General features: G+C 60.1%; 14 protein-coding genes. 3 read left to right on the forward strand and 11 right to left on the reverse strand.

From position 1 onward, the window contains the following. Together AC72UB_RS12275 and AC72UB_RS12280 are read left to right on the forward strand one after the other, a co-directional pair. On the forward strand, window positions 1-333 hold a 333-nt coding region (locus AC72UB_RS12275), incomplete at its 5' end, for a transposase (RefSeq protein WP_505189770.1). Window positions 334-357: 24 nt separating this feature from the next. Beyond that, complete coding sequence (locus tag AC72UB_RS12280) at window positions 358-462, forward strand: H-NS family nucleoid-associated regulatory protein (protein WP_505190044.1); 105 nt, start codon at window positions 358-360, stop codon at window positions 460-462. 183 nt (window positions 463-645) lie between these two features. Here the strand turns inward: AC72UB_RS12280 and AC72UB_RS12285 are convergent, their stop codons facing one another. The 3 genes from AC72UB_RS12285 to AC72UB_RS12295 form a co-directional block, all read right to left on the reverse strand. Then, window positions 646-1,263 carry a hypothetical protein gene (locus tag AC72UB_RS12285; protein ID WP_505190045.1) on the reverse strand — a complete coding sequence of 206 codons (618 nt, stop codon included), beginning with the start codon at window positions 1,261-1,263 and terminating at the stop codon, window positions 646-648. Window positions 1,264-1,389: 126 nt separating this feature from the next. After that, on the reverse strand, window positions 1,390-1,797 hold the full coding sequence (locus AC72UB_RS12290) for a hypothetical protein (protein WP_505190046.1): 408 nt from the start codon (window positions 1,795-1,797) through the stop codon (window positions 1,390-1,392). A 10-nt stretch (window positions 1,798-1,807) separates the two neighbouring features. After that, complete coding sequence (locus tag AC72UB_RS12295) at window positions 1,808-3,013, reverse strand: site-specific integrase (protein WP_505190047.1); 1,206 nt, start codon at window positions 3,011-3,013, stop codon at window positions 1,808-1,810. Between the two features lie 280 nt (window positions 3,014-3,293). On the opposite strand from AC72UB_RS12295, the gene AC72UB_RS12300 reads away from it, so the two are divergent. After that, a complete protein-coding gene (locus tag AC72UB_RS12300; RefSeq protein WP_505190048.1) occupies window positions 3,294-3,536 on the forward strand; it encodes a CDGSH iron-sulfur domain-containing protein in 243 nt (80 codons plus the stop codon). A gap of 35 nt (window positions 3,537-3,571) precedes the next feature. Here the strand turns inward: AC72UB_RS12300 and AC72UB_RS12305 are convergent, their stop codons facing one another. The 8 genes from AC72UB_RS12305 to sucC all read right to left on the reverse strand — a co-directional run bounded on the left by AC72UB_RS12305 (window position 3,572) and on the right by sucC (window position 12,614). Further along, the gene (locus AC72UB_RS12305) at window positions 3,572-4,036 is read right to left on the reverse strand and encodes a hypothetical protein (protein ID WP_505190049.1); all 465 of its coding nucleotides are present in this window, start codon (window positions 4,034-4,036) and stop codon (window positions 3,572-3,574) included. Then, window positions 4,029-5,417 carry a dihydrolipoyl dehydrogenase gene (gene lpdA / locus AC72UB_RS12310; RefSeq protein ID WP_505190050.1) on the reverse strand — a complete coding sequence of 463 codons (1,389 nt, stop codon included), beginning with the start codon at window positions 5,415-5,417 and terminating at the stop codon, window positions 4,029-4,031. The genes AC72UB_RS12305 and lpdA overlap by 8 nt, the downstream gene beginning before the upstream one ends. Window positions 5,418-5,503: 86 nt before the next feature. Beyond that, the gene (locus AC72UB_RS12315) at window positions 5,504-5,899 is read right to left on the reverse strand and encodes an MAPEG family protein (protein ID WP_505190051.1); all 396 of its coding nucleotides are present in this window, start codon (window positions 5,897-5,899) and stop codon (window positions 5,504-5,506) included. Between the two features lie 172 nt (window positions 5,900-6,071). Beyond that, window positions 6,072-7,277: a 2-oxoglutarate dehydrogenase complex dihydrolipoyllysine-residue succinyltransferase gene (gene odhB, locus AC72UB_RS12320; RefSeq protein ID WP_505190052.1), complete on the reverse strand. Its 1,206-nt coding sequence runs from the start codon at window positions 7,275-7,277 to the stop codon at window positions 6,072-6,074. Window positions 7,278-7,300: 23 nt separating this feature from the next. Then, window positions 7,301-10,246 carry a 2-oxoglutarate dehydrogenase E1 component gene (locus AC72UB_RS12325; RefSeq protein ID WP_505190053.1) on the reverse strand — a complete coding sequence of 982 codons (2,946 nt, stop codon included), beginning with the start codon at window positions 10,244-10,246 and terminating at the stop codon, window positions 7,301-7,303. Between the two features lie 54 nt (window positions 10,247-10,300). Beyond that, window positions 10,301-10,465, reverse strand: a complete 165-nt coding sequence (locus AC72UB_RS12330) for a hypothetical protein (protein WP_505190054.1) — start codon at window positions 10,463-10,465, stop codon at window positions 10,301-10,303. Beyond that, a complete protein-coding gene (gene sucD / locus AC72UB_RS12335; protein WP_463291547.1) occupies window positions 10,462-11,346 on the reverse strand; it encodes a succinate--CoA ligase subunit alpha in 885 nt (294 codons plus the stop codon). Before sucD ends, AC72UB_RS12330 begins: the two co-directional genes overlap by 4 nt. A 74-nt stretch (window positions 11,347-11,420) precedes the next feature. Next, complete coding sequence (sucC, locus tag AC72UB_RS12340; protein WP_505190055.1) at window positions 11,421-12,614, reverse strand: ADP-forming succinate--CoA ligase subunit beta; 1,194 nt, start codon at window positions 12,612-12,614, stop codon at window positions 11,421-11,423. Between the last annotated feature and the right edge of the window lie 48 nt (window positions 12,615-12,662).

Below are 12,662 nucleotides of genomic sequence, written 5' to 3' on the forward strand. Positions count from 1 at the left end.
GGCCCGCCCGAGATCATGAACACGGATCAGGGCAGCCAGTTCACGTCCTTCGTCTGGACTGACAGGCTGAAACGGGTTGGCACCCGGATCTCTATGGACGGCAAAGGGCGCTGCATCGACAACATCTTCATCGAGCGCCTGTGGCGGTCCCTGAAGTATGAATGCGTCTATCTGCACGCCTGGGAAACCGGATCGCAGGCACGGGTCGGCATCGGGCGCTGGATCACCTTCTACAACCACCAACGCCCTCACACTGCCCATGGCGGCCAACCGCCCGCCGTGGTCTACTTTAACCGCATTGAAACCGATCAGCAGGTGCAGGCAGTAGCTTAAACAACCCGGAAAGCTGTCCAAGAGTTGGGGAGTAGCTCAAGCATTACTTGGACGGGTCGTGGGCGTAAGCCGAAGTGGGTCGCAGAAGCCCATGCTGCTGGGAAATCGCTGAGCGATCTCGCAATCTGACCTTGTAGCGGGTCCTTACTGGGACCCGCTTACTACTCTTCAAAGCTTTGCAGTTTCTTCACCGTCTCCTTTGGGAGCGGCAGGAACCCTGCGTAGTACCGTTCAATCCAATCAACCGAAATCCCACCGATTGTCCGACGGTCTTCAAGCCAGATGACGGGTTTGATGCTGAACGGGCAGTCTTTAACGATTGCGTCCCTCAGCATTCAGCAGCCGATCCCCAAAGACAGAACTTGCCACGCCGATCAACAGATATTCCAGAAATGTCAGCCTTGTTGGGCTCATCTCCGACCAGATGCCGATGTCTGTGGTCTTCCATGCTTTGACCCAGAAACGCACATCAGCCCTTAGCCTAGGACTTTCTGACGGAACTTCGTCAAACAAGTCCGCCGCCCAACGGGAATACTTCGGGCTGATCTTGTCAACAGGATGCCCCACCAAAGTCGCAGCGCTGAGGTCGCCGATATGGTATTGATAGTTATCGCCCCACCGAGCGAACTTTGAACGATCCTTGTCGATGCGGACTAGATTTGCCGAGAGGTTGCCATCCCCTTTGCCCAGCGTCTCAGCTTTGCCGATGTATAGCGGTAGGATTTCACCGTTGGTTTGTGGTACAAACATCATGTAGATGATGCCGTCATATTGATTTTGCTTGGATTTCCAGTCTTCGATCAGGATGGCTGTTTGCCGCAGCATAAGGTCATCCATCTCGGGGTGACGGCACAGCACAGGTCTTGGATTTGAACTTCCAATCCGCCTTGTGCGAACCCTGCTGCCGTCGTCGCAGTCGAACAGCGGCACTGAGTCCGCCAATAAGTTCTGAGCCTCGCACCAACGGCTCCAAAGATAATGTGCTGTGCTCAATGTTGCCTCAAGTTTTTATCAAGATGTTCAATAAGTGGATCGCAGTTTCGTTGTCACTGAGCCTCAATCCTCGTCCCCGCTGTTAAGTTTCACTCCGTGAAGCCACTTTATGAAGTCCTTGATAGCCGTTTGATCTTCAGGAGGCTCCACCGTCCACTTGAGGTGTACCTTCTTGCCCTTGTTTACAAACCAAAGATCTTCTGAGCTGCCATCCATGAAGGATCCGAACGTTTGACCCAGAGATTTCTGGTCACTCGTGGCGATTAGAATTTCCAGCCAACGGTTGTAGCTGCCATTCGGCACCCTAAGCGTTTTGACCGTCTTGGTTTGTTCAGCCGTTTCGAGAATCCGAACCTTGTCTTCGATGCCGTCAGTGCTCAGCTCGTATGTCGTCTCGGGCAGCGGTGCGATGCCCCAAGTTAGCGCCGTCCTGTACTTGATGACCTGCTTCGTCTTGGGTTGTTCAACCAAGTTGTTCCCCCTACTCCCCAAAGCTTTGCAGGTTCCTCGCCATCTCCTTCGACAACGGTAGGAACCGTGCGTAGAAGCGTTCGATCTGATCGACCGACGTCCCAGCGTTCTTGGCGAGGTTGAAGATGTTCACCCGCCCCTCGCTGTTGATGATCCTCATACAGATGGCAGTATGGCGCAAGGAATAGAGCGTGTGCGTTTTGCCCGTCGCTTCGTCGATCTGAATATTGCCGTCCTTTAGCACCTGCCGAAACTGTCGCTGTACGATGTTCGCAACTGTGATCCTGTTCTTATAATCAGGGAAGAACAGGTAATCGTCAGGCTGAGCATTAGGGTGGCGGTTTTTAATCCTCTGATAAACCGACACAGCCGCTTCCATCGTGTTTGCGGACCTGTAGCCTGTCTTTCCGTCTCGAACGGTGACGATCAAGCGCCTCGGGTCGTTGGCGATTGTGATGTCACTGTGCTTGATCGCATATAGCTCAGACGTGATAGGTCTGACGAAGGAATGAGTGAGGAACAAGACAAGGTCGTATAGCTCGTCTGTGATCACAATGCCTCTGACCTCAATCCGCTGGTCCGCCATCTCCTTCACCTGCCGCAGCAGCTTTTGATAGTTGTCATCATCCTTCGCCACGAGAGGATGAAACCTGAAGAACGGTCTTGGATTGTCCTTCACCCGAGAACGGGGTGTTTCTGGAACAGCGTCAATTACGCCTTCGTCCCTAGCAATCTTCAGGACGTTTCGCAGAGTCGCCATCAGGGTATTGCGGGTTGATGCCGTCATGTCAGGGCGACGTTTCGCAAGGTCAGCCATGTACTCCTGATACGTTTGCGTCCGTATCTGTCGCACATCCTTCTCGCCGAAGAACCTCAACAACCCCCAGTCCTCGTTTTGGATAGCCCAGTGAAGTGCCTTGACGTAACCCTTGCTGCGATCACCAGACGTTTGTTGAAGACGGGACCGATGGAGAAGTTTCAAGGCAAAGTTGAAAAAGGTGAACTCCTTTTCAACGGGCTTTTCGGCCTTCAGAAGCGATAGAGCCAGTTCCTGCGCAAGTGCTTTCGCCTTGACAGCGCTATCCTCACCCGTGGATTTTACGATGTATTTCTTGCGCTTACGATCCCAGACCCTGACGTACCACTTGGTCGAGTTCTCAACTCTGTAAATCGAGAGACCTTGGTAGAGGCGGATGGCGGATGGAGCTTTTGACATGGCGGCTCAAACAGAAAGTTATAAACCCATGTTATAAACCATGCTTTAACATATTGAAACATATATGTACGTAGACTAATGGCATTCAAGAGGTTGGGAGTTCGATCCTCCCTGGCTCCACCAACCAGACTTTGGACGACAAAACGCAGCGCCTTCGGGCGCTGTTTTTGTATGTGCGTTTGCGCCGGGTATCTTTTCATCGGCGCACAGGGGGTGGGCTTGCCTTGTCGGGCGATCGCTGCACATTCTGGCGTCAGCCAACCCTTGAAAGGATCAGCCCATGACCGACGTGCCGAAGATCGCCCAGAAAGCCCCCTACAAGGTGGAGATGGAGGCGGGCAAAGCCTATTTCTGGTGTGCCTGTGGCGAATCGAAGAACCAGCCGTTTTGCGATGGCAGCCACAAGGGCACCTCGTTCGTGCCGACCAAAGTGACGGCGGAAGAGGCCAAGACTGCGTTTTTGTGCGGCTGCAAGCAGTCGAAGAACGGGGCGTTTTGTGATGGGTCGCACAAGGGGCTGTGACGGCGTCTTGCGGATGATCTCACCCTAGCCTGGCGTTAGGCGGGGCTTTTGGGCGTGGGCCAGATCACCCGAAAACGCTCAGCCAGAAGCGGGGTCTCGGCGGTAAAGCCGGGATCAACGCTTTGATACCATTCAATCATTCCCTGAACAAAGCCAGTGTGGTTGGGCCATTCGGCATAGGCGGCTGAAAAGGCTTCGTCCATCTGGCTGAGGGTCAGGGGTGCCATGGACAGCGTCTCAACGATGCCCATCGGGCGGCCGCCCGCGCCGGTGAGGAGCGACAGGCTGCCGGGGATGGGTGGGGCGATGTCCTGAAATTCGGAGGGCAGGGAGGACGTCGCGGTTTTGACGCCCGACAGGATCAGGGTCGCGCCCGCGTCGCTGCCGGAACCGATGGCAAAGACCGAATGAAACCGCGCGTCCGCATCAGGGGGCGCGGCGGGGCTGGCCAGAAAGGCCGCCCAGAAGGCGGCCTGATCTGGTGTCAGCCCCTCAGGCATGGATTGCCCCGTCGCCGCAGGCAAGGGCGGCTTCGCGAACCGCCTCACTATATGTCGGGTGCGCGTGGCAGGTCATCGCAAGATCTTGTGCAGATGCGCCGAACTCCATGGCGACGCAGACCTCATGAATCAGATCGCCGGCACCGGGGCCGATGATATGGGCGCCCAAGATACGGTCAGTCGCCGCATCGGCAAGGATCTTTACAAAGCCGTCGGCCTGAAACACGGCCTTGGCGCGGGCGTTGCCCATGAAGGGGAACTTGCCGACCTTATAGGCGCGGCCCTGTTCTTTCAGCTGTTCTTCGGTTGCCCCCACGGATGCCACTTCCGGGGAGGTGTATACCACACCAGGAATGACCGAATAGTTAACGTGGCCGTGCTTGCCCGCCATGATTTCGGCCACGGCCATGCCTTCGTCTTCGGCCTTGTGCGCCAGCATCGGGCCGACAATCGCGTCGCCGATGGCATACAAGCCCTTGATATTGGTCTGGAAATGCGCGTCGGTTTTCACCTGCCCGCGCGGCAGCATCTCGACCCCAAGTGCTTCGAGCCCGAGGCCCGCCGTATAGGGTTTGCGGCCCGTGGCGACGAGGACGACATCGGCGTCCAGCGTGACTTCAGAGTCGTCTTTGCGGAGCTTATAGGTCACTTTCGCGCCCTTCTTGCCTGCATCAACCTTTTGCACGGCGGCACCGAGAACGAACTTAAGACCCTGATTTGTCAGGATTTTCTGGAAAGTCTTGGCCACTTCGGCATCCATGCCGGGGGTGATGGCGTCAAGGTATTCGACGACCGTCACCTGCGTGCCAAGCCGGGCATAGACCGAGCCCATTTCAAGACCGATCACACCCGCGCCGATGACGACCATGGATTTCGGGATCGCGGCCAGCTCCAACGCGCCGGTGGAGGTGACGACGATCTTCTCGTCAACGGTGACGCCGGGGAGGGAGGAGGCCTCGGAACCCGTTGCAATCACGATGCTTTTTGCGGTGTGAACATCGGCGCCGACCTTGACTTGACCGGGGGCGGGGATGCTGCCCCAGCCTTTGAGCCAGGTTACCTTGTTCTTTTTGAACAAAAACTCGATGCCCTTGGTGTTGCCGTTCACCACGTCTTGTTTGTAGCCCAGCATCTTGGCCCAATCGACAGTGGTCTTTGACCCCATCAATCCCATTTTCTCAAAGTTTTCATGGACTTCATGCAGGTGGTGGGTCGCGTTCAGCAGGGCCTTTGACGGGATGCATCCGACATTCAGGCAGGTGCCGCCCAAGGTGTCGCGGCCTTCGACAACGGCGGTTTTCAGGCCCAACTGGGCGCAGCGGATGGCCGACACATAGCCGCCGGGGCCCGCGCCGAGGATGATGACGTCAAAGTCTGCCATGGGGTTGTTTCCTTTAAGTTTTCGCGTCTGGCCTGCGTCTGGTTTGCGTATGGCATGCGTGCCGACGCGGTCGGGTGCGTTGAGGGTTAGATAAGGGCGGCGATGAGCATAACAAGGGTGGCGAGAAAGCCCACGAACCAGATCAGTGAGCGCCAAGGCCGCCAGCCAAAGGCATAGGCGGGGATATAGGCGATGCGGGCGATCAGATAGGCATAGGCCGCGGTTTGGGTGATTGGGGTGGACTGGTTGGCCAGTGTCACGACCAGCACGGCGATGGTGAAGAGGATTAGCCCTTCGAAATGGTTGTTCATCGCGCGTTGCAGGCGGCCCGTCACGGGGGACATTTGCCGCGAGGGCGCGCGGTCGCGGGCGCTGGAGGTGTAGCCCACGCCAAGTTCACGGTTCGCCGGGATGGCGAAGAGGGCGAATTGGACGACCTGCAGGAGGGCGGCGAGGGTGAGGACGGTGAGTTCGGGGGTCATGGGCGGCCTTTGTCGCTTTGATGGCCCCCCACCCCCAGCCCCTCCCCACGAGGGGGAGGGGAGGTGGTCGGATGGCAAGCTGTGGCATGGGTGAACATGGGCGCGGGCCTTGGCCAAAGGGGCGGTTCCCCTCCCCCGTTGTGGGGAGGGGATGGGGGTGGGGGTGGGGGGATCAGAGATCCATCAACAACCGACGCGGATCCTCGAGCGCCTCTTTGACGCGCACGAGGAAGGTCACGGCACCTTTGCCGTCGACGATGCGGTGGTCATAGCTCAGCGCCAGATACATCATCGGGCGGATGACGATTTGGCCGTTCACCACCACCGGGCGGTCTTGGATCTTGTGCATGCCCAAGATGCCCGATTGCGGCGGGTTCAGGATGGGCGAGGACATGAGCGAGCCGTAGACCCCGCCGTTCGAGATGGTGAAGGAGCCGCCCTGCATCTCGGCCATCGAGAGTTTGCCGTCGCGGGCGCGGAGGCCCAGTTCGGCGATTTTCTTTTCGATGGCGGCAAAGCCCATTTGGTCGGCATCACGCAGGACGGGGACCACAAGACCGTTGGGGGTGCCGACGGCGACGCCCATGTGGACGTAGTTCTTGTAGACCACGTCTTGTCCGTCAATCTCGGCGTTCACTTCCGGGATTTCTTTCAGGGCGTGGTTGCAGGCCTTGACGAAGAAGGACATGAAACCCAGCTTCACGCCGTGTTTCTTTTCGAAGATGTCTTTGTATTCGTTGCGCAAAGACATGATGCCGGACATGTCCACCTCGTTATAGGTGGTGAGCATGGCCGCCGTATTCTGCGCGTCTTTGAGGCGGCGGGCGATGGTGGCGCGCAGCCGGGTCATCTTGACGCGCTCTTCGCGGGCGGCGTCATCGGCCGGGACAGGCGCGCGCGGGATGGCGGCGGGGGCGGGGGTGGCGCTGGCTGCAGCGGTGACCGAGGCGGCGGCGCGGGCCACGTCCTCTTTCATCACGCGGCCATCGCGGCCCGAGCCTTGGACCTGATCGGGCGAGAGGCCCGCTTCGGCCATGGCCTTTTTCGCCGCGGGGGCGTTTTCGACGGCCTTGGCGGCGGGGGCGGGGGCAGCTTTCGGGGCCTCAACCTTGGCGGCGGGGGCTGCGGGGGCGGCCCCGGCGGCACCTTCGGCCACGATGGCGAGGCGCGCCTTGGCGTCCACGGTCGCGCCTTCGGGGGCGAGGATTTCGGTCAGGACGCCGGAGACCGGCGAGGGAACCTCGACCGAGACTTTGTCGGTTTCAAGTTCGCACAGCATCTCGTCCTGTTTCACCGTATCGCCGACCTTTTTGAACCAGGTCGAGACGGTGGCCTCAGAAACGCTTTCGCCCAGGCTGGGCACCATAACATCGGTCATGATCTTCTCCTACCTCCGGGCGATCAGCCCAGAGCCTCCTTCACGAGGGTTTCCTGTTCATATTTGTGACGGCTGGCCAGACCCGTGGCGGGCGAGGCGCTGGCCTTGCGGCCGGCATAGGCAAAGCGGGTTTTCTTGGCGCCAATCTCGGTGAGGATGGCTTCCAATTCGGGCTCCACGAAGGACCATGCGCCTTGGTTCTTCGGCTCTTCCTGACACCAGACCCAGTCCGCCCCTTTGAAGCGGGTAAGCTCTGCCTTCAGCGCTTTGGTCGGCATCGGGTAGATCTGTTCCAGACGCATGAGGTAGGTGTCGTCTTGGCCGCGCGCGTCGCGTTCGGCCAGCAGGTCATAGTAGACCTTGCCTGAGCAGAGCACGACGCGTTTGATCTTGTCGTCGGCCTTGAGGGTCAGCTTGGAGTTGCCCTTTTCGGCATCATCCCACAGCACGCGGTGGAAGGTGGAGCCGTCGAGGAAATCGGCGGTCTTCGAGATGGCCATCGGGTGACGCAAAAGCGATTTCGGCGTCATCAGGATCAGCGGCTTGCGGAATGAGCGGTGCAGCTGGCGGCGCAGGATGTGGAAGTAGTTGGCGGGCGTGGTGCAATTGGCCACGATCCAGTTTTCTTCTGCCGACAGTTGCAGGAACCGCTCCAGTCGGGCCGAGGAGTGTTCCGGACCTTGGCCTTCAAAGCCATGCGGCAGAAGGACGACGAGGCCCGACATCCGCAGCCATTTCGATTCGCCCGAGTTGACGAACTGGTCGAACATGATCTGCGCGCCGTTGGCGAAATCGCCGAACTGGGCTTCCCAGAGGGTCAGGCCATTGGGTTCGGCCAGCGAGTAGCCGTATTCAAAGCCCAAGACCGCGTATTCCGACAGGGCCGAGTCGATGACTTCGTATTTGGCTTGGCCGGGGCGGATGTGGTTCAGGGGGTAATGACGTTCCTCGGTCACCTGATTGACCCAGCCCGAATGGCGCTGTGAGAAGGTGCCACGGGTGCAGTCTTGGCCAGCAAGACGCACTGGGAAACCTTCGACAGCAAGCGAGCCGAAAGCCATCGCCTCAGCCGTGGCCCAGTCAAAGCCGTCGCCTTTGGCGAACATCTCTTTCTTGGCTTCCAGCTGGCGGGTGACCGTCTTGTGGATGTCAAAGCCTTCCGGAACGCGGGTGAGTGCTGCGCCGATTTCGGCAAAGGTGTCTGCCTTGATCCAGGTTTCGCCGCGCTCGTAATTCTCAAGGTCTTTGGTTTGCAGGTTCTTCCAGCGCCCATCCAGCCAGTCGGCCTTGTTGGGCTTGTAGTTCTTGCCAGCCTCAAACTCTTCGTTCAGGCGGGCCTGGAAGGCGGCCTTCATATCCTCGATCTCGCCTTCGGGGATCAGCCCGTCTTTCACCAGACGTTCGGTGTAAAGTTGCAGCGTGGTTTTCTGCTTGCGGATGCGGTTGTACATGGCCGGGTTGGTGAACATCGGCTCGTCGCCTTCGTTGTGACCAAAGCGGCGGTAGCAGAAGATGTCGAGGACCACGTCCTTGTGGAATTTCTGGCGGAATTCGGTGGCGACCTTGGCGGCATGCACCACAGCCTCGGGGTCGTCGCCGTTGACGTGGAAGATCGGCGCTTCGACCATGAGGGCGATGTCGGTGGGGTAGGGCGAGGTGCGGCTGAAGGCGGGGGCGGTGGTGAAGCCGATTTGGTTGTTCACCACGATATGGATACAGCCGCCGGTGCGGTGGCCCTTGATGCCCGAAAGCTGGAAGCATTCGGCCACGACGCCTTGGCCTGCGAAGGCCGCATCGCCGTGCAGAAGGATTGGCAGCACCTGATAGCGGTCGGTGTCGCCCAGCTGGTCTTGCTTGGCGCGAACCTTACCCAAGACAACCGGGTTGACCGCCTCAAGGTGTGAGGGGTTCGCGGTGAGCGACAGGTGGACGGTGTTGGCGTCAAAGGTGCGGTCAGACGACGCGCCGAGGTGGTACTTCACATCGCCCGAGCCATCCACATCTTCGGGCTTATACGAGCCACCTTGGAATTCGTGGAAGATCGCCTTGTAGGGCTTTTGCATCACGTTGGCCAAGATGTTCAGACGGCCCCGGTGCGGCATGCCGATGATGACATCTTTCACGCCATGCGCGCCGCCGACCTTGATGATGGCTTCCATCGCGGGGATCAGCGCCTCACCGCCGTCCAGACCAAAGCGCTTGGTTCCCATGTATTTGACATGGAGGAATTTTTCGTAGCCCTCAGCCTCAACCAGCTTGTTCAGGATGGCGCGGCGGCCTTCGCGGGTGAAGGCGATTTCTTTGCCGTAGCCTTCGATGCGCTCTTTCAGCCACGAGGCCTGCTCGGGGTCAGAGATGTGCATGTATTGCAGGGCAAAGGTGCCGCAATAGGTGCGTTTGACGATCTCGACGATCTGGCGCATCGAGGCGGTTTCCAGCCCCAGCACGTTGTCGATGAAGATTGGGCGGTCCATGTCGGCTTCGGCAAAGCCGTAAGAGGCGGGGTCAAGTTCCGGGTGGCTGCCGCGATCGGTCATGCCCAAGGGGTCCAGATCGGCGGCCAGATGGCCGCGGATGCGGTAGGCGCGGATGATCATGATGGCGCGGATGCTGTCCAAGACAGCGCGCTGGATCTGATCTTGGGTCAGGGCGACGCCGGTTTCGGCGGCCTTCTCAACGATCTTTTTGCTGGCGGCCTTGGCTTCGACCGGCCATTCGCCGGTGAGGGCGGCGGTCAGGTCATCGGTGGGCACGGGCGGCCAGTCGGCGCGGGCCCAAGACGGGCCTGCGGCGGCGCGCTTGGCCTCCATGTCGCTGTCGCCAAGGGCGCGGAAGAACTCGGCCCAGCCCGCATCAACCGAGGAGGGGTCGGCGGCGTGGCGCGCGGCGAGTTGATCCACGTAATCGGCATTGGCCCCGTTCAGGGAAGACGAGGCGTGGAAGCCGGAGTTTGGGGTCTGTTCGGTCATGGTTTCCTCCCTTGAGGGCCAGATGCGGTCGGCGGCGGGGGTGTCCCTGCCGCCTTAGTTCAGAATGGTTGACAGGGCGTGGACAAGGCCCGGCGCGACCTCGGCTTGGCTGAGCGCCAGCCCAAAGCCCGCGGCGAGCACGGCCAAGAGGAGCGCGAAGGACCAGATGGCCCGATCCCCCTGCGCCGCCGCTTCGCTGTCTTGCCCGGCGCGGATCATTTGCCGATGGCCTTCATCACCGCCTCGCCCAAGTGGGCGGGGCTGTCGGCCACGATGATGCCAGCGGATTTCATCGCTTCGATCTTGGATTCCGCGTCGCCCTTGCCACCGGCGACGATGGCGCCCGCGTGGCCCATGCGGCGGCCCTTCGGTGCGGTGCGCCCGGCGATAAAGCCTGCGGTGGGCTTCCAGCGGCCCTTTTTCTTTTCAGACGCGAGGAATTCGGCGGCCTCTTCCTCGGCGCTACCACCGATTTCGCCGATCATGATGATCGAATGCGTCTCGGGGTCGGCCAGGAACATCTCAAGCACGTCGATGTGCTCGGTGCCCTTGATCGGGTCACCGCCGATGCCGACGGCGGTGGACTGGCCAAGGCCAAGGTCCGAGGTCTGCTTCACGGCCTCATAGGTCAGCGTGCCCGAGCGCGACACGACACCGACCGAGCCGCGGCGGTGGATGTGGCCGGGCATGATGCCGATCTTGCAGGCGTCCGGTGTGATCACACCGGGGCAGTTCGGGCCGATCAGGCGGGATTTGGAATTCAGAAGGGCGCGCTTGACCTTCATCATGTCCAGAACCGGGATGCCTTCGGTGATGCAGACGATCAGCGGCATTTCGGCGTCGATCGCCTCAAGGATGCTGTCGGCGGCGAAGGGTGGCGGGACGTAGATGACGGAGGCATTGGCGCCGGTGCGGGCCATGGCGTCATGGACAGAGTCGAACACGGGCAGGTTCAGGTGGGTGGTGCCCCCTTTGCCGGGGGTGACGCCGCCGACCATCTGAGTGCCATAGGCGATGGCCTGTTCCGAGTGGAAGGTGCCTTGGCTGCCGGTGAAGCCTTGGCAGATGACCTTGGTGTGCTTGTCGACGAGAACGGACATTGTTGTGTCTCCGAAGAGCGGGGCTGGCCCCGCCAAGTGTGGGAACGTAGGCGAGGTCAGCCCCGCCCCACGGGTTAGCCTTTGACCGCCTTGACGATCTTTTGCGCCGCATCGGCGAGGTTGTCGCCTGCGATGACGTTCAGACCGGAATTGCGGATGATTTCCTTGCCCAACTCGACGTTGGTGCCCTCGAGGCGGACGACCAGCGGCACCTGAAGGCCCACTTCTTTGACGGCTGCGATCACGCCTTCGGCGATGACGTCGCAGCGCATGATGCCGCCGAAGATGTTGACGAGGATGCCTTTGACGTTGGGGTCAGAGGTGATGATCTTGAAGGCCTCGGTCACCTTTTCCTTGGTGGCACCGCCGCCAACGTCAAGGAAGTTGGCCGGTTCCGCGCCGTACAGTTTGATGATGTCCATCGTGGCCATGGCAAGGCCTGCGCCGTTGACCATGCAGCCGATTTCGCCGTCCAGCGCGATGTAGTTCAGATCGAACTTCGAGGCGGCGAGTTCTTTGGGGTCTTCCTCGGTTTCGTCGCGCAGGGCGGCGATGTCGGGGTGGCGGTAGATGGCGTTGCCGTCAAAGCCCATCTTGGCGTCGAGAAGCTTCAATGAGCCGTCTTTCAGCACGCAGAAGGGGTTGATCTCGATCATGTCCATGTCTTTTTCGACAAAGAGCCGATAGAGGTTGCGGACGATGCTGACGCATTGCTTGACCTGCGCGCCTTCGAGGCCAAGGCCAAAGGCGACGCGGCGGCCGTGGAAATCTTGGTAGCCGGTGGCCGGGTCGATGTCGAAGGTCAGGATCTTTTCGGGGGTGTCATGGGCGACATCCTCGATGCTCATCCCGCCTTCGGTGGAGGAGACGATGGAGATGCGGCTGGTTTTGCGGTCGATCAGGAGGGCGAGGTAAAACTCGCGGTCGATGTCGCTGCCGTCTTCGATGTAGATGCGGTTCACCACCTTGCCAGCCGCGCCGGTCTGGATGGTGACGAGGGTGCGGCCCAGCATTTGGCGGGCAAACTCGGCGGCTTCACCGACCGAACGGGCCAGACGCACGCCGCCCTTTTCGCCCGCTTCGGGTTCCACAAAATGGCCCTTGCCGCGCCCACCGGCGTGGATCTGCGCCTTGACGACCCACAGCGGGCCATCCAGCTCACCTGCGGCGGTCTTGGCCTCTTCGGCCTTCATGACGGCCCGGCCGTCGGACACCGGGATGCCATAGCTGCGCAAGAGCGCCTTGGCCTGATATTCGTGGATATTCATGGGCGGGCCCCCGTTTCAGATGAATTTGGGCGGTCATGGCATGAAAAC

The organism is Allotabrizicola aquatica (SeqCode), from assembly GCF_965194375.1.
Taxonomy (GTDB): Bacteria; Pseudomonadota; Alphaproteobacteria; order Rhodobacterales; family Rhodobacteraceae; genus Tabrizicola_A; species Tabrizicola_A aquatica.